The sequence below is a fragment of the Flavobacterium sp. FlaQc-47 genome, assembly GCF_044006475.1.
Lineage (GTDB): Bacteria > Bacteroidota > Bacteroidia > Flavobacteriales > Flavobacteriaceae > Flavobacterium.
The window spans coordinates 449,487-467,965 of the sequence record NZ_JBIPCQ010000002.1 but is presented as its reverse complement, the minus strand read 5'-3'; the positions used below and the strand labels follow the sequence as shown (position 1 = coordinate 467,965).

General features: G+C 31.9%; 21 protein-coding genes. 11 read left to right on the top strand and 10 right to left on the bottom strand.

Annotated elements, in window-relative coordinates:
• Window positions 1-45: 45 nt before the first annotated feature.
• Both ACHRVX_RS08020 and ACHRVX_RS08015 read right to left on the bottom strand, forming a co-directional pair.
• Window positions 46-741, bottom strand: coding sequence for an ABC transporter ATP-binding protein (locus tag ACHRVX_RS08020; RefSeq protein WP_395331030.1), 696 nt, complete (start codon window positions 739-741; stop codon window positions 46-48).
• 98 nt (window positions 742-839) lie between these two features.
• Window positions 840-2,300, bottom strand: coding sequence for a DUF5687 family protein (locus tag ACHRVX_RS08015; protein ID WP_395331028.1), 1,461 nt, complete (start codon window positions 2,298-2,300; stop codon window positions 840-842).
• Window positions 2,301-2,428: 128 nt separating this feature from the next.
• Between ACHRVX_RS08015 and ACHRVX_RS08010 the strand changes: the two genes are divergently transcribed.
• The 3 genes from ACHRVX_RS08010 (at window position 2,429) to ACHRVX_RS08000 (ending at window position 4,582) form a co-directional block, all read left to right on the top strand.
• Complete coding sequence (locus ACHRVX_RS08010; protein ID WP_395331026.1) at window positions 2,429-3,481, top strand: 2Fe-2S iron-sulfur cluster-binding protein; 1,053 nt, start codon at window positions 2,429-2,431, stop codon at window positions 3,479-3,481.
• Between the two features lie 289 nt (window positions 3,482-3,770).
• Window positions 3,771-3,938, top strand: coding sequence for a hypothetical protein (locus tag ACHRVX_RS08005; RefSeq protein WP_395331024.1), 168 nt, complete (start codon window positions 3,771-3,773; stop codon window positions 3,936-3,938).
• A 245-nt stretch (window positions 3,939-4,183) separates the two neighbouring features.
• Window positions 4,184-4,582: a hypothetical protein gene (locus ACHRVX_RS08000; protein WP_395331022.1), complete on the top strand. Its 399-nt coding sequence runs from the start codon at window positions 4,184-4,186 to the stop codon at window positions 4,580-4,582.
• A gap of 84 nt (window positions 4,583-4,666) precedes the next feature.
• Here ACHRVX_RS08000 and ACHRVX_RS07995 read toward each other — a convergent pair whose 3' ends face one another.
• Both ACHRVX_RS07995 and ACHRVX_RS07990 read right to left on the bottom strand, forming a co-directional pair.
• Window positions 4,667-5,677, bottom strand: a complete 1,011-nt coding sequence (locus tag ACHRVX_RS07995; protein ID WP_395331020.1) for a glycosyltransferase family 9 protein — start codon at window positions 5,675-5,677, stop codon at window positions 4,667-4,669.
• Between the two features lie 39 nt (window positions 5,678-5,716).
• Window positions 5,717-6,322: a DUF4254 domain-containing protein gene (locus tag ACHRVX_RS07990; protein WP_395331018.1), complete on the bottom strand. Its 606-nt coding sequence runs from the start codon at window positions 6,320-6,322 to the stop codon at window positions 5,717-5,719.
• A gap of 111 nt (window positions 6,323-6,433) precedes the next feature.
• On the opposite strand from ACHRVX_RS07990, the gene upp reads away from it, so the two are divergent.
• Entirely contained in the window at window positions 6,434-7,087 is a 654-nt protein-coding gene (gene upp / locus ACHRVX_RS07985; RefSeq protein WP_395331016.1) for a uracil phosphoribosyltransferase, read from the top strand.
• On the opposite strand, the gene ACHRVX_RS07980 is transcribed toward upp, so the two are convergent.
• Window positions 7,082-8,011, bottom strand: a complete 930-nt coding sequence (locus ACHRVX_RS07980) for a DUF6427 family protein (RefSeq protein ID WP_395331014.1) — start codon at window positions 8,009-8,011, stop codon at window positions 7,082-7,084. The two genes, upp and ACHRVX_RS07980, sit on opposite strands and share 6 nt — an antisense overlap.
• Window positions 8,012-8,152: 141 nt before the next feature.
• Here ACHRVX_RS07980 and ACHRVX_RS07975 point away from each other — a divergent pair, with 141 nt between their 5' ends.
• Window positions 8,153-8,383, top strand: a complete 231-nt coding sequence (locus ACHRVX_RS07975) for a uracil phosphoribosyltransferase (protein ID WP_395331012.1) — start codon at window positions 8,153-8,155, stop codon at window positions 8,381-8,383.
• Here ACHRVX_RS07975 and purD read toward each other — a convergent pair.
• On the bottom strand, window positions 8,375-9,649 hold the full coding sequence (gene purD / locus ACHRVX_RS07970; protein ID WP_395331010.1) for a phosphoribosylamine--glycine ligase: 1,275 nt from the start codon (window positions 9,647-9,649) through the stop codon (window positions 8,375-8,377). The two genes, ACHRVX_RS07975 and purD, sit on opposite strands and share 9 nt — an antisense overlap.
• Before the next feature lie 95 nt (window positions 9,650-9,744).
• Between purD and ACHRVX_RS07965 the strand changes: the two genes are divergently transcribed.
• The 6 genes from ACHRVX_RS07965 (at window position 9,745) to ACHRVX_RS07940 (ending at window position 14,700) form a co-directional block, all read left to right on the top strand.
• On the top strand, window positions 9,745-10,026 hold the full coding sequence (locus ACHRVX_RS07965) for a type II toxin-antitoxin system RelE/ParE family toxin (RefSeq protein WP_395331008.1): 282 nt from the start codon (window positions 9,745-9,747) through the stop codon (window positions 10,024-10,026).
• Between the two features lie 10 nt (window positions 10,027-10,036).
• Window positions 10,037-10,339: a HigA family addiction module antitoxin gene (locus ACHRVX_RS07960; RefSeq protein WP_395331006.1), complete on the top strand. Its 303-nt coding sequence runs from the start codon at window positions 10,037-10,039 to the stop codon at window positions 10,337-10,339.
• Window positions 10,339-11,649: a phenylacetate--CoA ligase family protein gene (locus ACHRVX_RS07955; protein ID WP_395331004.1), complete on the top strand. Its 1,311-nt coding sequence runs from the start codon at window positions 10,339-10,341 to the stop codon at window positions 11,647-11,649. The genes ACHRVX_RS07960 and ACHRVX_RS07955 overlap by 1 nt, the downstream gene beginning before the upstream one ends.
• A 43-nt stretch (window positions 11,650-11,692) precedes the next feature.
• Window positions 11,693-12,214, top strand: coding sequence for an ORF6N domain-containing protein (locus tag ACHRVX_RS07950; RefSeq protein ID WP_395331002.1), 522 nt, complete (start codon window positions 11,693-11,695; stop codon window positions 12,212-12,214).
• A 210-nt stretch (window positions 12,215-12,424) separates the two neighbouring features.
• A complete protein-coding gene (wecB, locus tag ACHRVX_RS07945) occupies window positions 12,425-13,513 on the top strand; it encodes a non-hydrolyzing UDP-N-acetylglucosamine 2-epimerase (protein WP_395331000.1) in 1,089 nt (362 codons plus the stop codon).
• A complete protein-coding gene (locus tag ACHRVX_RS07940) occupies window positions 13,513-14,700 on the top strand; it encodes a glycosyltransferase family 4 protein (protein WP_395330998.1) in 1,188 nt (395 codons plus the stop codon). Before wecB ends, ACHRVX_RS07940 begins: the two co-directional genes overlap by 1 nt.
• A 54-nt stretch (window positions 14,701-14,754) precedes the next feature.
• Here the strand turns inward: ACHRVX_RS07940 and ACHRVX_RS07935 are convergent, their stop codons facing one another.
• The 4 genes from ACHRVX_RS07935 to ACHRVX_RS07920 all read right to left on the bottom strand — a co-directional run bounded on the left by ACHRVX_RS07935 (window position 14,755) and on the right by ACHRVX_RS07920 (window position 18,474).
• The gene (locus ACHRVX_RS07935) at window positions 14,755-15,738 is read right to left on the bottom strand and encodes a UDP-glucuronic acid decarboxylase family protein (protein WP_395330996.1); all 984 of its coding nucleotides are present in this window, start codon (window positions 15,736-15,738) and stop codon (window positions 14,755-14,757) included.
• A 146-nt stretch (window positions 15,739-15,884) separates the two neighbouring features.
• The gene (locus tag ACHRVX_RS07930) at window positions 15,885-17,564 is read right to left on the bottom strand and encodes a DUF6909 family protein (RefSeq protein ID WP_395330994.1); all 1,680 of its coding nucleotides are present in this window, start codon (window positions 17,562-17,564) and stop codon (window positions 15,885-15,887) included.
• 105 nt (window positions 17,565-17,669) lie between these two features.
• The gene (locus ACHRVX_RS07925) at window positions 17,670-18,152 is read right to left on the bottom strand and encodes a hypothetical protein (RefSeq protein ID WP_395330992.1); all 483 of its coding nucleotides are present in this window, start codon (window positions 18,150-18,152) and stop codon (window positions 17,670-17,672) included.
• Window positions 18,136-18,474, bottom strand: coding sequence for a hypothetical protein (locus ACHRVX_RS07920; RefSeq protein WP_395330990.1), 339 nt, complete (start codon window positions 18,472-18,474; stop codon window positions 18,136-18,138). The genes ACHRVX_RS07925 and ACHRVX_RS07920 overlap by 17 nt, the downstream gene beginning before the upstream one ends.
• Window positions 18,475-18,479: the final 5 nt, after the last annotated feature.

Genomic DNA, 18,479 nt, shown 5'->3' with positions numbered 1-18,479 from the left:
TATAATGACGGGTAAAAATACGCTTCTTTTTGAAATTATAGTGGTTTAAACTGCAAAAAACAATTCCAGTTCTTGTAAGGTTTCTTCCGAAGTTTGAATATCTTTCACAACTTCGCCTTTATTAAGTGCCACAATTCTATCACAAACCTCTACTGTATGCTGCAAATCATGACTGGAAACCAATACGGTAACATTTGGATTATCGGCTAAATCCTTTATAATTTTTTTTAATCGGCTCACGGTTGTTGGATCTAAATTTGCAAAAGGTTCGTCAAGAATAACTACTTCAGGATTACCAATAAGTGTGGCAATAATCCCCACTTTCTTTTGATTTCCTTTTGACAGATCTCTTAAATATTTTTTGCTATTCAGGATTTCACCATTAAAAAACTCTTCATGTTGTGCTAAAAGTGAATCGATATCGGCTTTATTCTGATGGCGTAAATCTCCAATAAAATAAAAATATTCCTCCGGGGTTAAATACCCAATCAGGAAACTTTCATCCAGAAATGATCCCGTAAAAGATTTCCATTTTTCACTGGTATTTACCTGAATATTATTGCTTGTAATATTTCCTGTCGAAGGCTGAATCAAATCTAACAACAAACTGAAAAAAGTCGTTTTTCCTGCTCCGTTATTTCCCACTAATCCAAAACTCTGACCTCTTGGAATTTCAAGATTGTTAATATTTAAAACTGTAGTTTCATTATATTTTTTTGAAAGTTGATTTACTTGTATCATTTTTTATTGGGTTAATTGTTGATTGGGTTAATCGTTAATTTGTTTGTTTTCAATCCGATAAAAAATTATCTCATTATCAAACTGGCAAATTCTTTAATTTAATTCTTTTGTTTATAAGCACTTATTGTACTGTATTTTTCAATTTTATACCTTTTTTCAATTAAGGAAAAAACCTTGTCTTTTAAGATAAAACCTAAAACTCCGGCTCCTGCAACTAATGCTAATCCAATGGATTTGTTTCCTAAATAAAGTCCAATTGCATAAAGTCCCAGAGGCAATAATAATTTTGGCAATGTCAATAACATAGCACTTACATTAAAGGCTTTTTTGTCTCCAAAAGCTCCTCCGGCGGAACTTAAATCGATTGGTGTTTTTGTAAAGGCTCCACCTAAAAGTACTAAGTGCGAATTGACTCCAATGTTGTAAATTGCCCCAACAACGATAGTAAGATAAATTTCCCACCCAAAAAAAAGATAAAACGAAGCAATTATAGTCGAAATAAAAGTAGCAATAACTATCAGCCACCATTTTGAAGTGATATAACCGCGATACGGAATGTTTTGTGTCATCATTAATTGATAATATGAACTGTCCCAACTTGGTACAAACTGACCAAAGACAAACAAAAAACCTCCGGAAACAAAGATTCCGGCAAAAATATGCGTTACTTCAGGTTGATGCGTGTTTCCGAAAAAAAGGAATCCGTAAAACAAAAAGAAAACACTCATGAATATCGTGGTTTTTGACCTTTTATTTCTTTTGATTAACTTGATATCGTTTTTAAGAAAAGTACCTAATGTACCAAATTGATTGAGCCAGGAAAGGTTTTCGGTTGTAGCAATATCCTCCTTTTTAGAAAGTCCGGCATCCAGAAACAGATTGTTTTTGAAATACTTAAATGTAAAAACATACAATCCCGCTAACAACACAATGGGGATTAAAAACAATCCTTTTGTTTCATAAAATCCTTGAAAAAAAGGAGTTGTAAAAGTCGTAATATCAAATACTTTATAATATTGTGCTGCAGCCAAAGCAAGAATTAATCCAATAAAAACAACAAATAATTTGTCAATATTACTTAATATAATATTCAGGAAATTGTTGATGTATATTAATGAGAAAGCTGCCAAAAGCCAAAAAGTAATTCCGACAATATTGTAACCTTCCAGAGCTAACACAATCGAAAATGGAATAAAGAAAAGTGCGTGAACCCAGTTAAAAAATGATAAAACAGTTTTACCTAGTGAGAAATGAACAATTGTTGGCTTTTTGAAAGGTAAAATCAATAATGGTTTGATATTCAATACCGGAATTGCCTGCATCAACAAGCGAATCACAAGATCGAGCAAAAAATAATAAATCAAAAATTTATTGATAGTTGATAAGGGTTCGAGATTCATTTTTCTAAGTACATAAAATGCTCCAACACCCATGCCAATAAAAATTAACGAAAAATAGACCATCAAAAAGCCTATTAAAATTTTCATCGCCACATTTGCACCAAATGATGCAGATCTGGTAAAGGCTTTCCATTCCAGATAAATAAACTTTTTAATCATGGTTATTTGGTTTTCAGTTTTGTAGTAAGAGCTCAAATGTAAGTAAACGTTACAAAAAAAGTTAAAAATAATAATTTAGTGCCTAACATTTAATCTCCGTTTGCTACTTTTGCATAAAATATACAATCATGCCTTCATTCTTAAAACTTATAATTAAAGAGGTAAAACGCGAAACAACCGACGCCGTTTCTATACTTTTTAATGTTCCCGAAGAACTAAAAACCGACTATAAATTTATAGCCGGACAATACATAAATTTAAAATTAACCCTTGATAATCAAGAAATTCGTCGTGCTTATTCTATTTGTTCTGCACCGGAAAGCGGCGAATTGCGAATTGCAGTAAAAGCCGTTAAAAATGGTTTATTCTCTCAATTTGCAAATACCAGACTTAAAGCAGGTGATGTTCTTGAAGTAGGTCAGCCAGAAGGAATATTTACTTTTGAACCAGACGCTGAAAGACAAAAAAATTACGCAGCTTTTGTTGCCGGAAGCGGAATAACGCCTGTTCTTTCGATCATAAAATCGGTGTTGAAAAGTGAGCCTAAAAGTTCATTTGTATTGGTTTATGGAAACAGAACTCCTGACGAAACTATTTTTTATCAGGAATTGCATGATTTACAATTGCAATATGTAGGTCGCTTATTTGTGCATTATGTTTTTAGTCAGGCTAAAGCCGACAATGCTTTGTTTGGGAGAATCGAAAAATCAGCAGTAAATTTTGTACTGAACAACAAACACAAAGAATTACAATTTGATAAATTTTTCTTGTGCGGACCGGAAGAAATGATCAATATTGTTTCCGGAATTTTGAAAGAGAAAAACGTAAAAGATTCAGCGATTAAGTTTGAGCTTTTTACTTCATCATCTCAGGAACATGAAATAAAAGCTTCATTAGAAGGACATACAAAAATTACTGTTTTAGTGGATGATGACGAAGTTACATTCGAAATGTCTCAAAAACAAACCATATTAGATGCAGCCTTAAAACAAGGAATTGATGCTCCATATTCTTGTCAGGGCGGAATTTGCAGCAGCTGTCTAGCCCGTGTAACATCTGGAACGGCAGAAATGACAAAAAACTCCATTTTGACAGATAAGGAAATTGCTTCAGGATTGATTTTAACTTGTCAGGCGCATCCAACATCTGAGTCTATTTATGTAGATTATGATGATGTGTAATCATTAAAATCTACATAAATATTAAAATTCCAAATTCCAACTTATCATTGGGATTTGGAATTTTTTTTGTTTGATAAATTATTGTAATATTTGTCTTTTTAACTCTTATTACAAAGAGAAATTGGAATTTAAACTTTTATTTTATGAAATCTGTACGAGAAATTTTTAAAAGCAAAGAATATCTTTTGGACGAACCTGAAGTCGAGAAACTTGTAGAATATTGTGTGAAGAACTTCAAGATGAAATTGTTGAATTAAAATTTCAGAAAACAAACAATAAAGAACTGGCAATGCTAGACATGCTCAGAGAAGTTATAAAGGGATGCAATGAAATCGAAAAAGAACAAATGGAACATGAACGATTTGGTTATGAAGCTCCTGATTATCAAGCAACAATTTCGAATCTTAAAAATTATATTTTTAGACGTTGCCGTGACGAGAAAATATGGTTAGAATAGGGATAAATTCCAATAAAAAAAATCCAAATTCCAACTTTTACAATTGGGATTTGGATTTTTTTGTGAACTGTTTTTTTCAGGATTTTATAATATTGTCTTTTCTGTTTTGAAAGTGTAGTGTTCATCTGAAAACATTATAAACAAAAAAGTGTATGACATTTTAAATATTTTTTAAAAAACTTGCTGAAAATTTATTATATTAGTAGTATAATTTTCTGATTGTCAACTTTTAAACATTAAATATTATGGCAATGCATCACTACCTTCGTATATCTTTCATATTTCTTTTTGTAGTAATATCTTTTTTTTGCATCTATTTTATAATTAAAAAAAGAAGAAACAGAAAAGCTCCCAAACTAATTTCGAAAGAAAAATATAACTCATCAATGGTTCATGGAATGAGAGAAATATCAGTTACTAATGATAGTTTTTTTAATATCTGGCCTTATGTTAATGAATTAAAAGAAGCCAAGATTTTATCAAAAAAAATTAAAGAATCTGAACTAGTACATAAAGTTTATAGAAATTCAACAGAAGATTTTGAACATATTTTACTAGCTACTGAAAAAGAAAATCATTTTGTTAAAGTCGTAGTTGATAGAAACAAAAAGAAACCAATGGGATATCTTCTTCTTGAATTATAATAGTCTAAAAAATTCCAATAAAAAAATTCCAAATTCCAAATTCCAATTGTCAAGTTGGAATTTGGAATTTTTTTATTGGAATTTCTAATCTAACTGCGACTGAATACTGTTAACTATTTCATCTGGCGAGATACTTCTCATCGCATCTTCATAACCTTCAACAATTTTATTTCCGTAAACGGATGTTGGTAGTTTTGGATATTGATTTCTGTCTGAAACTAAAGCATTTTCAATATTTTGATTGAAAGGCAAAAATCCTGCAAAAGGATGTGTTGCGCCCCAAAGTGTAATTACTTTTACGCCTGACATTGCAGCAATATGTGCGTTTCCGGAATCCATGGAAAGCATTAAATCAAGATTGCTGATCAATTGTAATTCCTGCTGAAATTTAATTTTTCCAGCTATATTGATTACGTTTTCAAATGGTTTTGAAAGTGAATCCAAGATTTCGATTTCTTTCTTTCCTCCTCCAAAAAGTAAAATTTTATTGTCTTTATTATCTGCTAATTTTGCAATTACTTCCTGCATTAAATCTTGCGGATAAACCTTAGAATCATATTGTGCAAAAGGCGCAATTCCGATTAATTTTTGATTTTGATTGCCGATAATTTCTAAAATATCGGAACTTAATTTTGCCTTTTCAGGGAAACTCGGATTAGATAAATCTAAAGGAAAACCCAGTTCTTCGAATACTTTTGCGTGTCTTTCGAACATTGTTGGCAATTGCCTGAAAACCTTATTTTCACTGCGGGTTAATTCCTTTTTGCCTTCTCTTCCTTTGTCAACTGTAGCTCTTTTTTTTCCGCTTAAAGCGAAAAGTAAACTCACAATTTTGGATCTTAAAACATTATGAAGATCTGCAAAAGCGTCAATTTTTAGTTTTTTGACATCGCGGAACAATTTCAAAAGCCCTGAAAAACCTTTATGACGTTCTTTTTCATCAAAAGCAAAAAAGTCAAGATTTGGGATTCCGTCAAAAAATGGTTTAAAAAACGGACGTGAAATGACGGTGATTTTTACCTCTGGATACTGTTTTACAAAGGTACGTAAAACAGGAACCGTCATGGCGACATCTCCCATTGCGGAGAGTCTCATGACGGCTATATGTTTAATTTTATTGGACAATTCTGCCAATTATTTCTTATTTTGATATAAAACAGGATTTAATTCATCGTCATTGTACATTTTCATTTGTTTGTACACTTTCATGAATTTATCTCCGTTTTCGATGTCGGCAAGTAAATCATCAATCGCTGTTGACAAATCGCTTCTTTGTTCTAAAAGGATATTTAATTTTTCCTGACATTTATCTCTGTGTTCCTGTGAAGCTTCTGCACGAGTAGCTTCTTCATTCATGTGATAAATTTTTAAAGCCAGAATAGATAATCTGTCAAAAGCCCATGCCGGACTTTCAGAGTTGATTTTTGCTCCGTCTTTTGCTTTTACATCGCTGTATTTTTGCAAAAAGTAACTATCGATGTATTCTACCATATCTGTACGTTCCTGGTTTGAAGCGTCGATTCTTCTTTTTAAAGTTAAAGCGGCTACCGGATCAATTTGCGGATCACGAATAATATCTTCAAAATGCCATTGAACTGTGTCAATCCAGTTTTTTAAATATAATAAATGCTCAAATTTATCTTTAGGAAAAGGATTACTTATAGGCTGATCCACATTATCAAATTGATGATAATCTTTGATGCTTTGTTCGAAAACAGAATATGCTAATTTTGAAAACATGTCTTTATTTGTTAGAGACACAAAGATACTTTTTATACTTTTATAGTCCGAAAAAAACATTTAATTTTTCGTTTACCTTTAACAATCAATTGATTATACTAAAAATTCATTATGAAAATCCATTATATATCTGAGAATAATAGCGTGTTAAATCACTTTTTAGGTCAAATCAGAAACGTAAATGTTCAGAACGACAGTATGCGTTTTCGACGAAATATTGAGCGAATTGGTGAAATTATGGCGTATGAACTGAGCAAGGATTTATCATACAAAAATGTGGAAATTCAGACTCCGCTTGGCATTAAAAAAACAACCGAAATCGAAAGTGATTTGGTTTTATGTTCGATTTTGAGAGCCGGATTACCGCTTCATAATGGTTTTTTAAATTACTTTGACCATGCCGAAAATAGCTTTGTTTCGGCTTGCAGATATCATCCCAATAATGATGATAATTTTGAAATTCGGGTTGAATATCAAGCTGTTTCAGATATAAATAACAAAACGGTTTTATTGCTTGATCCAATGTTGGCAACTGGTCAGTCTATTGTAGCTGTTCATGAAAAATTAGTTCAGAACGCTACACCTAAAGAGATTCATATTGTAGTGGTTATTGCTGCGCCTGAAGGAATTGCTTTTCTTGAAAAAAGTCTTCCTGAAAACTGTCATTTATGGGTTGCCTCTCTTGACGAAAAACTAAATGAGAAAAACTACATTGTTCCCGGACTTGGGGATGCAGGCGATCTTGCTTACGGAAGTAAATTATAATTGAGAGAAATACGTAAATAAACTACACAAAATCAATACATAAAAAACAATTTCGTTATTGAGTTTTTGCTGCATATATTCTACATGACTTGCGGCCATAATAGTCAAAGGAGCAATGCTAAATAGCAATAAATCATTGCTTTTATCTGGTGAAACTATATAAACAAAGGCGGCAATAAAAAAGCACGCAACTACTTTTTTGTACGACGAATGTACAATTTGCGGTCTGTTTGACAACGTTGTTAACATTGAAAATATAAAAAATAAAGCTACTGCAACGTATATTGAAAGTGCTCCATTCTCATAATTATTCTTGAAATATGTAATATCAAAATCGATTACGGCACGTTTCTGGAAAAATTCTATAATATCAATATGGAAGATTAATGAGATAAATAAAAAAATTATTGATACTGCTAAAAGTGCTATAAAAGGTAAAATCCAGTTTCTATAATCTCTTGAAGCGTGGAAAATAATCGATATAAAAACCAATATCAGGAAAAGAACACACCAAAATTGAAATAAAGCAGCTATTAAAATCCAAAAAGAAGCATCAAATATTTTTTCTTTTGAAGCTTTTAAGGATTGTAGCGAAATTAATCTCCGAAGTGCCAAAAGCACAAAAAAGTTAGCATATACAACATTTGCATTTGCAAATATGGTGGGAAAAAACAATATAAATAATAAATAGAAAAATATCGCGTAACCGTTGTCTTTACTGAGTCCGTTCTTTTTTACGATAAAATTAATCAGGAAAAAAGACGCTAAAATAAAGCACAGCAAACTTACTTTCTGGAACGCCAAAAAATAAGAACTCACCCATGATGGATCTTTGATTTGAAAAATAAAAAAGAAAACCAGTATTAAAATTACGACCAGTGAATAATTTAATGGCGTAGATTTTTTAAAAACACTTGTTATCATAAGGATATTTTATACTTTTGTGATTGTAAATATAATACTTGTTTAAAAAGGAAAACCCAACAAGTTGAAAAAAGATTCTATTATCTGAATTTTAACTTCAATGCGTTACACAACAATAAATAACATATAATTTTATAAATTATGACAGCTTTTTTCGAAGGAATACAGTACTTATTCGTTAACATTTTATTTGCTCCGCTTGACTTTTTACGTCATTTAGAACGTATTACATGGTTTGGTGCTAATACTATTAACTGGATTTTTATGATCATTTGTGCATGCGCAATCGTTTATTGGATTAAACAATTACGCATTTTTGATGCAGCAGGAACAGAAAACCAAGATACTACAGCTCACTCTTTTTTAAAGTAAGTCGAAGCCAATATCTTTTCTAAAATACATCTTATCAAAATTTAGTTTATCTATATTTTGGTAAGATTTTTTTATGGCCTGTTGAAAATCATCTCCGTATGATGTTACAGTCAATACACGTCCTCCATTACTAACGACATTATTGCCATCTAATTTTGTACCGGCGTGAAAAACTATCGAATCTGTAATATTTTCTAATCCTGTAATCACTTTTCCTTTTTCGAAATCTTCAGGATATCCGCCGGAAACTACCATAATGGTTGTAGCACTTCTTGGATCAACTTCTAATTTAAAAGTATCTAGTTTTTGATCTGCCACAGCTTGAAACAATTCAACCAAATCAGATTTTAATCTTGGCACTACAACTTCGGTTTCAGGATCACCCATTCTCACGTTGTATTCAATAACTATTGGTTCGTTTTTTACATTGATTAAACCAATAAATACAAAACCTTTATATTCGATTCCATCTTTCTGGAAACCTTCAATTGTAGGTTTTACGATGCGGGTTTCGATTTTTTCCATTAAAACAGAATCAACATACGGAACTGGAGAAACTGCTCCCATTCCGCCTGTGTTTAATCCTGTATCCCCTTCACCAATTCGTTTGTAATCTTTTGCTGTTGGAAGGATTTTATAGCTTTTTCCGTCTGTTAAAACAAAACAGCTTAATTCTATTCCGTCCAGAAATTCTTCGATCACTACTTTTGAACTTGCTGCTCCAAATTTTTGGTGAACCAACATGTTTCTCAATTCGGTTTTCGCTTCTTCAAGATCCTGAATGATTAAAACTCCTTTTCCGGCAGCTAAACCATCGGCTTTTAAAACGTATGGAGGTTGTAATGTTTCTAAAAAATCACACCCTTTCTCCACTGTTTCGGCAGTAAAACTGTCATAAGCAGCAGTTGGAATGTTATGTTTCATCAGGAATTCTTTAGCAAATTCTTTACTTCCTTCAAGTTGAGCACCTAATTTTGATGGTCCGATAACCGGAATATGCTGTAGACTTTCGTCGTTTTTAAAATAATCGTAAATTCCTTTTACCAAAGGATCTTCTGGTCCAACCACCACCATTTTTACATTTTCCTGCAATACAAATGTTTTTATCGCCTCAAAATCAGTTGGAGACATTGCAACGTTTGTAGCAATTGCAGCCGTTCCCGCATTTCCTGGTGCAACAAAAAGTTTTTCGCAAAGCGGACTCTGAATCATTTTCCATGCAAATGCATGTTCTCTTCCGCCTGATCCCAATAGTAAAATTGTCATGTGTTGTTGTATTTAGTTGTGGTGCAAAAATAGTGGGTTTTAACCTTAAATAATAATTTTTTTTACTTACTTTTGGCGTTAGTAATGCGAAAGGTATGATAATCTCATTTGGATCTAAAGAAACTGAAAAAATTTGGAATGGTATTGTGGTCAAAAAACCTTCGATTGAGATACAGCAAATTGGCAGAAGAAAACTAAGAATGCTGCATAACTCTCAAAATTTAACTGATGTGAGAATTCCGCCTTCGAATCGCTTAGAAAAACTGGCAGGCAATTTAAACCATTTTTACAGTATTAGAATTAATAATCAATGGCGAATAATTTTTGCTTGGGAAAATGGAAATGCATCAAGTGTAGAAATTGTTGATTATCATTAAAAAGATTAAAATGGAAAAACTAAAAAATATACATCCCGGAGAAATCTTATTAGAAGAATTTTTAATTCCGCTAAATATCACGCCTTATCGTTTGTCTAAAGATTTGAAAATTCCACAAACCAGAATTTCTGAAATCATTAAAGGAAATCGCAGAATTACTGCTGATACTGCTTTGCGACTAAGTCAATATTTTGGAAATTCAGCTAAATTTTGGTTGGGACTTCAAGACGATTTCGATATTGAAGAAGAAGAATCCAACAAAAGCGACGAACTAAAATCGATTAAACGTTACGATTTAAAAGAAGCTGTTTAATGATTTCTATTTTTGATATTTCGCTTCAATTAAATGGTTTTCCGATAAAGAAAGCAAAAACCGAATTGGATAAAATCGTGAATTTATCTGAAGAAGATTATGTTGTATTTCTTCAAAATAAAAAAGAAGAAATTGTTGATTTCCATTTAAAAAACAACTCTTTTTATCAGGATTTAATTGGCAATAAAACGAACCTAAAATGGGAAGACTTACCCATTTTAAACAAACAAAATTTACAGAAACCTCTTGAAGAAAGGCTTTCTAAAGGATATTCCAGAAAAAATGTATACCTCAACAAAACTTCCGGATCAAGCGGAACTCCTTTTGTTTTTGCCAAAGATAAAAATTGTCATGCTTTAACCTGGACTTCGATTTTTATGCGATTTGGCTGGTACAAAATTGATTTTAATCATTCGTATCAAGCGCGTTTTTATGGTATTCCGATGGATTTTATTGGATATAAAAAAGAACGTCTAAAAGACTTTTTGACACATCGCTTTCGTTTTCCGGTTTTCGATTTATCTGATGAAATTCTGGAGAAATTTCTAAAGAAATTCAAAACGAAAAAATTCGATTATATTAATGGTTATACGAGTTCTATCGTTTTATTTGCTAAATATTTAGAAAAGAAAAATATCATTCTAAATGAAATTTGTCCAACTTTAAAAGCGTGTTTTGTAACTTCGGAAATGCTTTTTGAATCAGATAAAAAGCTTTTAGAAAAGCAATTCGGAATCCCGATTATCAATGAATATGGCGCTTCAGAACTGGATTTGATTGCTTTTGAAAATCCAAACGGAGAATGGCAGGTTAATGCTGAAACGCTGTTTGTTGAAATTCTAGACGAAAATAATCAGGTTTTACCTTACGGGGAAGAAGGCCGGATTGTGATTACTTCCCTTTTCAATAAAGCGCATCCTTTTATAAGATATGATATTGGTGACATCGGAATTCTGGATAAGAAAAGTACACCACAAAAACCTATTTTAAAAAAACTAATTGGCAGAACCAATGATATTGCAATTCTCCCAAGCGGAAAAAAATCGCCGGGATTAACTTTTTATTACGTGACCAAAAGCATCGTTGAAGATGATGGAAATGTAAAAGAATTTATCATTAAACAAATGCAATTAGATCGTTTTGAAATTGAATATGTTTCTGATGTAGCATTAGATAAAGATCAAATTCAAAAAATAGAAAAGGCAATTGCTTTGTATCTCGAACCCAATTTACACTTCACTTTTTCTCGAAAAGCAGTTTTGGAAAGAAGCAAAAGCGGCAAACTAAAACAATTTAAATCGTATTTATAATATAAATAAAATCTTACATTTGTTTTTTTTTAATTAAAAACTTATGAATGATCAATCTTTACTTTCTGAAGAAACAATTTCTAATAAAATATACATTATCCGTGGTCAAAAAGTAATGCTTGATTTTGATTTAGCAGCACTTTATGAAGTTGAAACCAGAAGATTAAACGAACAAGTCAAAAGAAATATTTCAAGATTTCCTTCTGATTTTATGTTTCAACTTACTGAAATTGAACTTGAAAACTTGATGTCGCAAATTGCGACATCAAGTTGGGGAGGGATCAGAAAATTACCTTTCGCTTTTACAGAACATGGTGTTTTAATGCTTTCCAGTGTTTTAAAAAGTGACAAAGCAATTCAAACTAATATTCAAATCATGCGTATTTTCATGAAAGTGAGACAAATGCTTTTAGATACAACAGAAATTAAAGTTGATATTCTTCAGATTCAAAAGAAGTTAGAAAATCATGATAAAAATATTGAATTGGTTTTTTCTTATTTGGATGAATTAACAGAGAAGAAAGAAGACGAAAGTGAACGAGTAAAAATTGGGTATAAAAAATAATTCTCAGCCTTTTGTCGCAAATTGCGACCTTAAAAAATTAATAAAAAATTGGAGGTCACAAATTGTGATCTCCAATTTTGAAAGATTGATTAAGCAACGTGCTTCGAAAATTTACTCTAAAAATTGAAGAAAACATTGCAATCTATCCAAATTCCAATTTAAACTTTACTTTTGCCAAAAGAAAGTTTTTAGAAAGAATCCAATCCAACTATGAAAATCACTATAATCGCTGGTGCAAGACCTAATTTTATAAAAATTGCACCTATTATCAATGCTATAAAAAGCAAACAAAATGAAGGTTTTGATGTTTCATTCCGATTGGTTCATACTGGTCAGCACTATGATAAAAACCTGAGCGATACTTTTTTTGAAGAATTAAATATCCCAAAACCCAATGTCAATTTAGAAGTGAAAAGTGGTTCTCAGGCAGAACAAACCGCTGCTATTATGATTGCTTTTGAGAAAGAATTGCTACAAAATCCTTGTGATTTGGTTTTAGTTGTTGGCGATGTCAATTCGACTATGGCGTGTTCGATTGTAGCCAAAAAATGCAACACAAAAGTAGCACATGTTGAAGCTGGGATTCGTTCCGGCGACTTATCAATGCCGGAAGAAATTAACAGAATGTTGACGGACAGTATTACCGATTACTTTTTTACAACCTCAACTTCAGCTTCAGAAAATTTACTAAAATTGGGATCAAATCCTGAAAATATTCATTTTGTGGGCAACGTTATGATCGATACTTTATACCAAAATATCAATAGAATCTCTGCTCCGGATTTTTGGCAAGAACATCAGTTAAGCGAAAAAAATTATATTATTCTAACTTTACATCGTCCCGGAAATGTTGATGAAGTTTCTTCTTTGATCCAACTTCTTCATGGAATCGATACTTTAGTTCAAGACAAAAAAATACTGTTTCCTATTCATCCAAGAACTCAGGCAATTTTAGGTGAAATTGAAATTAAATTCAAAAATATCATTTTTGTTGCCCCGCAAGGCTACTTAAATTTCATGTACTTAATAAAAAATAGTTTTGCTGTTATTACAGATAGCGGCGGAATTTCTGAAGAAACAACTGTTCTTGGCATTCCTTGTTTTACGATGCGAAATAATACAGAACGTCCTGAAACAGAAACTATAGGATCGAATACTATTGTGGGAACATCATTAGAAAATTTAAAAAATGTCTTTGGACTGTTCTTGAAAAATGGTGCACGAAAAAGCGGTATTCCGGAATTATGGGAAGGGAAAGCATCTGAAAGAATTATTTCAATTTTATTGAATAAAAAATAATGAGTCACATTTTAATTATATCCAATTATTATCCGCCGGAAAAAGGTGCGGCCGCCAATAGAATTGAGCAACTGGCTTTAAAATTAAATCAAAACGGATATGAAGTTTCGGTAATTTCACCTTTACCTAATTATCCTAAAGGGGAATTGTTTCCGGAATATAAAGGCAAATTCTCTGTTACTGAAAAGGTTCAGAATATCACGCTAAAACGTCTTTGGATTTATCCAAGTAACAGTTCGAATATCTTTAAACGAATTGTTTCAACCCTTTCATTTTCAACTGCTTTATTTTTCTATTTAATGTTTGCTAAAACTCAAAAAAAAGTAATTGTGCAATCTCCGCCTTTATTGCTTTCTTTTATTTCTGTTTTTACACTTTGGCTTAAAAGAAAAACAATAATTCTAAATGTTTCAGATCTTTGGCCAACAGCTGCTATTGAACTTGAAGTATTAAAGAAAAACAGCTTTTCTCATAAAGTTTTACTTTTTATAGAACGTTTTATTTATAAAAAAGCAACGCATATTTTCGGTCAGTCTAATGAGATAATTACGCATATTCATTCCATGTTTCCTGAAAAAAAATGCTTTTTGTATCGTAATTATCCAGACCATTTTGTTGAAGATTTTCTTGAAGAAAAAGATAATTCAGACGAACCAATTAAATTATTTTACGCAGGATTATTAGGTGTTGCGCAAGGTGTTTTTGAACTTATTCAACAACTGAATTTAGAAAATACGAACATCGAATTGCATATTTTTGGTGATGGTGCTGAGAAAACTCAGATTGTAAATTACCTCAACCAAAATCCGAAGAAAAAAGTGTTTTTTCACGGAATGTTGGAACGAAATGTTTTGCATGAAACTTTAAAAGGTTTTGATATTGCTCTTGTTCCGCTTAAAACCCGCATTTACGGTTCTGTTCCTTCAAAAATATTTGAATATAGTGCTTTAGGATTTCCTTCTCTTTATTTTGGAGGAGGTGAAGGTGAAGATATTGTGAAAGAAAATAATTTGGGTTGGGTTGTTCCTGTGGAAGATTTTAAGCAATTAAATGCAACTTTAATCCAAATTTCGGCATTAGGAAAAGATGAAATTCAAAAAATGAAAAAGAATATTTTTCTACATGCCCAGAACCATTTTAATCTTGATCGCCAAATGAAGGAATTGATTGAAAATAATGCTTTTTAATCAATATGATATAAACGAAAACGGGCAAATATTTATTAATATCTGCCCGTTTTTTTATTTTATATAACTTGAAAAATCTTTGTGTTCTTCTTTTGAAAGTTCTTCTTTTGAAAGTGATCTGAAATAATCATAAGTGATTTTCATTCCTTCTGCCCGATTTACTTTTGCTTCCCAACCTAATAACTCTTTTGCTTTTGTAGTGTCTGGCTGGCGTTGTAAAGGATCATTTACTGGCAATGGGTGATAGACTACCTTTTGGTTGGTTCCGGTTAATTTAATGATCTCTTCTGCAAAATCCTTAATCGTGATTTCGTCCGGATTTCCAATATTTACAGGAAATACATAATCTGAATGTAATAATCTGAAAATACCTTCGACCTGATCGTCTACATAACAGAAGGAACGCGTTTGCATTCCGTCTCCAAAAATGGTTAAATCTTCTCCGCGAAGTGCTTGTCCTATAAATGCCGGAATTACACGACCGTCATTCAGGCGCATTCTTGGTCCGTAAGTATTAAAAATACGTACAATTCTGGTTTCTACGCCGTGAAATGTGTGATATGCCATTGTAATTGATTCCTGAAAGCGTTTTGCTTCGTCATAAACGCCACGCGGACCTATTGTATTTACGTTTCCGTAATATTCTTCGGTTTGTGGATGAACTAATGGATCTCCGTAAACCTCAGAAGTTGAAGCGATCAAAATTCTTGCTTTTTTAACTCTTGCCAATCCTAGTAAATTATGTGTTCCCAGAGATCCTACTTTCAACGTTTGAATTGGAATTTTTAAATAATCGATAGGACTTGCCGGTGAAGCAAAATGTAAAATATAATCTAAATCACCAGGAACGTGTACAAACTTAGTAATATCATGATGGTAAAATTCGAAATGTTCTAATTTGAATAAATGTTCTATATTTTTAAGATCTCCGGTAATCAAATTATCCATCCCAATAACATAATAGCCTTCTTTGATAAAACGGTCACACAAATGTGATCCTAAAAATCCTGCAGCTCCGGTAATAAGTATTCTTTTCATAGTAATTATTTATACATCGCAAATGTAAGTGATTTGGAAATTCTGGAAACTATTCTAAAAAGAAACTGCCTAAAATAATTAGGCAGTACAAACTTCTTTAGAAGTTATTTTTATTCTTTGTTTGATATATTTCAGTCTGTTTACTACTATTTTACGTTAAAAATTTGTTCTAAAATCTTAATAGTAATCAAATACGTCGGTTTTACACCTGTAGTTCCTAATCCACCTGAAGCTAATGTACTTCCGGTTTCCAACGGATTATCTGATGCATAATAAGCATAACGAACTTTGATATCGTGTGGTACACTTTTTCTGATTTTTGATGCTGACTGAATCGCTTTCTGGTAATAAGAACCTTCCATTTCAAGACCAATTACTCCCCAGGTCGATTCGTGAAAGAATTTCAATAAATCTCTGTTTTGTAATGATGTTCCTAAAACGGTAACCATTGCTCCTTCAAAAACTGCAATGTCATTTCCTTCAAACATTGCGCCTGTTAATTCATTTTCAAAGAAATAATTATCTGCCGTTCCTTCGTTTATATGTGCCGTTGGGATCATGATATCTCCTTTTCCACCTTCCAGAATTCCGGCTTTACCCATTATCGAAACCGATTTTACATTTAGTAATGTTTCTTTTTTATAGGGTTTTAAAAGTTCGTCGATGGTTTCATAAGCCTGTTCACCAAACGCATAATCCATTACAATTATAACAGGAGCTGCTTCGTCCAGAACTGTTTTTGGAAATGCTGTTTTTGCCCAGTCAATTTTTGCAGTATCAAAAATTTGAACATCGATATTTGTTCCTGAACTATCAAGTACCGGAATCATTCCGTTTTTTAAAGCCAGCTCTTCTACAATACTTCTGGTTTCTTTAGCGCCGGATTTACTTAATTCTTCATAAATATAAAAATCAGACTTTTCCTTGAATTTCGTTTTTAACAACGGTGTTGCAAAAATAGAATTCATAACACTGTGCATATTAGCACTTATTACGTGAATTGGTCGTTTTAAAAGATCATTTGCCTTTAAAACTTCCTTGATATTTGTTGCCCATATTTCACCGTGAATGTGGTGTCCTAAACGCTCTCTTAAAACTGGACTAAAAGTTATCGTGCGTTTGTTATTTTCTATTACTTCTTCTATCGCTAATTTTCCTAACCAATAAATAACATGCAGGAAACGATCCGGAGCATTTTCTGATCCAAAAGCATCATAAATGTCTAAAACCTCTTCGAATGTTCTTGCCAAAATATTAGCAACATGCGAGATTGCCTTTTCCTTTTCTATCTGAGAAAGCTTTTTAGTCTGTAAAACAGCTTGTTCTAATTTCATCCAATCGCGTGAAACTTCACCGCCATCGTCTAATAAAACTCTGTTTTTAATTTTATGGGATTCTATGAAGATGAATGTCAAATGAGTCAGGATATCATAAATGTCTGATCTCCCGCGAGTGATTTCAACATTCATTTGCTCTTCATCGATTCTGTAGCAATTTCTTCTCCTTTTTGGAGGAACAATTGCCTGAAAATGCGATTTAGAATATCCTTCGTCTGAAGTTAAGTTGATAAATCGACATTGTTCAATTCCTATTGGTAAACGTTCTATAACGTACAAAAGTCCGTTAAGTTCTACTTTTTCTTCGCCTATGTTTCCGTAAATTTCCGGACGTAATGCTAATAATGACTCACGTAAACTATCACCAGAAACTCCCATTGGTTTATAAAAACCACGGTTGAATAAGTGACGCATTGTAATGTACATTTTTTCGATTGCCGCAGATGATTCCTGCGCTCTTGATCTTGATATATTTTTGGTTTCTTTCATGCTTGTTTATTTAAAAAATCTTCTGTTTGTGAAGATGTAATATGTATTTTGTTAAACGAAATTAGGAATTAAAAATGTTAATTCAACTGAAATCTGCTCATGTCATTATTTAATAACATTTACTAAACTAAGAGTAACAACTTGAATTACCTCACATTCCGCTACTTTATGGGGTCCTTCCATAAAAAAACCTTTTAATCCTATTTTAATTCTATCTTTATGTAATTCATATAATGTTTCATTTAATATCCACATTTTTGCCTTACCTGAAGTTGAAACGCGTATAGATTTATCTAAAATGATATTATTTTCATTATCTAAAAATTCAGGCCAAATCATCCATAATTGTTTTAAATTTTCATCACCTGAATACATAAAATCTGAACGATATCCCTGAATTGGATTTGCTGTTTTTCTTCCTCCTTCTTCTTCAGAGAAAAAACGATACTGAACTATAAAATCGCATTCCCTATTTCTGACTTGCTCATATGGTATATGATTATTCACTTTTGTCTCCTGTTTCAATTTATCAGCAATATCTTTATTATTAGATAAAACTTTAAATATGTGACTATCTATAATCGTCAAAATCGACTTCTATTTTTTCAAAATTCTCATCTTGCAGTAAAATGGAACTTATTTTATGAATACATTCCTGATTTTCATCTGCCATTATAAAGGCGAAACCCCAAATGTCTTTTGAAATGGAAAAAGAACCAATATCAGACTTAACATCAAGTAAGTATTCGTCATTTATCCAAAGATCATTAATTGTATTAACTTCTGGATTTATTGCTGCAATTGAATCAAAAAAATCAGGAAAAAAATCTTCATTTTCAGCACCGCTAAATATGTCAATAAGTAATTCCTGCGCTTTATATCCGGGTCTTAAATGATATTTATACTTCATAAAAT

Excerpts from the sequence above, each read along its gene's own strand:
- ACHRVX_RS08000 (WP_395331022.1), top strand. The coding sequence starts at position 4,184 with ATGGCAATGCATCACTACCTTCGTATATCTTTCATATTTCTTTTTGTA.
- ACHRVX_RS07990 (WP_395331018.1), bottom strand. The coding sequence starts at position 6,322 with ATGTTTTCAAAATTAGCATATTCTGTTTTCGAACAAAGCATCAAAGAT.
- ACHRVX_RS07950 (WP_395331002.1), top strand. The coding sequence starts at position 11,693 with ATGAATGATCAATCTTTACTTTCTGAAGAAACAATTTCTAATAAAATA.
- ACHRVX_RS07930 (WP_395330994.1), bottom strand. The coding sequence starts at position 17,564 with ATGAAAGAAACCAAAAATATATCAAGATCAAGAGCGCAGGAATCATCT.
- ACHRVX_RS07935 (WP_395330996.1), bottom strand. The coding sequence starts at position 15,738 with ATGAAAAGAATACTTATTACCGGAGCTGCAGGATTTTTAGGATCACAT.
- ACHRVX_RS07940 (WP_395330998.1), top strand. The coding sequence starts at position 13,513 with ATGAGTCACATTTTAATTATATCCAATTATTATCCGCCGGAAAAAGGT.
- ACHRVX_RS07980 (WP_395331014.1), bottom strand. The coding sequence starts at position 8,011 with ATGATAACAAGTGTTTTTAAAAAATCTACGCCATTAAATTATTCACTG.
- purD (WP_395331010.1), bottom strand. The coding sequence starts at position 9,649 with ATGACAATTTTACTATTGGGATCAGGCGGAAGAGAACATGCATTTGCA.
- ACHRVX_RS07975 (WP_395331012.1), top strand. The coding sequence starts at position 8,153 with ATGACAGCTTTTTTCGAAGGAATACAGTACTTATTCGTTAACATTTTA.
- ACHRVX_RS08005 (WP_395331024.1), top strand. The coding sequence starts at position 3,771 with ATGCTAGACATGCTCAGAGAAGTTATAAAGGGATGCAATGAAATCGAA.
- ACHRVX_RS07960 (WP_395331006.1), top strand. The coding sequence starts at position 10,037 with ATGGAAAAACTAAAAAATATACATCCCGGAGAAATCTTATTAGAAGAA.
- ACHRVX_RS07920 (WP_395330990.1), bottom strand. The coding sequence starts at position 18,474 with ATGAAGTATAAATATCATTTAAGACCCGGATATAAAGCGCAGGAATTA.
- ACHRVX_RS08015 (WP_395331028.1), bottom strand. The coding sequence starts at position 2,300 with ATGATTAAAAAGTTTATTTATCTGGAATGGAAAGCCTTTACCAGATCT.
- ACHRVX_RS07965 (WP_395331008.1), top strand. The coding sequence starts at position 9,745 with ATGATAATCTCATTTGGATCTAAAGAAACTGAAAAAATTTGGAATGGT.
- upp (WP_395331016.1), top strand. The coding sequence starts at position 6,434 with ATGAAAATCCATTATATATCTGAGAATAATAGCGTGTTAAATCACTTT.
- ACHRVX_RS08010 (WP_395331026.1), top strand. The coding sequence starts at position 2,429 with ATGCCTTCATTCTTAAAACTTATAATTAAAGAGGTAAAACGCGAAACA.
- ACHRVX_RS08020 (WP_395331030.1), bottom strand. The coding sequence starts at position 741 with ATGATACAAGTAAATCAACTTTCAAAAAAATATAATGAAACTACAGTT.
- ACHRVX_RS07955 (WP_395331004.1), top strand. The coding sequence starts at position 10,339 with ATGATTTCTATTTTTGATATTTCGCTTCAATTAAATGGTTTTCCGATA.
- wecB (WP_395331000.1), top strand. The coding sequence starts at position 12,425 with ATGAAAATCACTATAATCGCTGGTGCAAGACCTAATTTTATAAAAATT.
- ACHRVX_RS07995 (WP_395331020.1), bottom strand. The coding sequence starts at position 5,677 with ATGAGACTCTCCGCAATGGGAGATGTCGCCATGACGGTTCCTGTTTTA.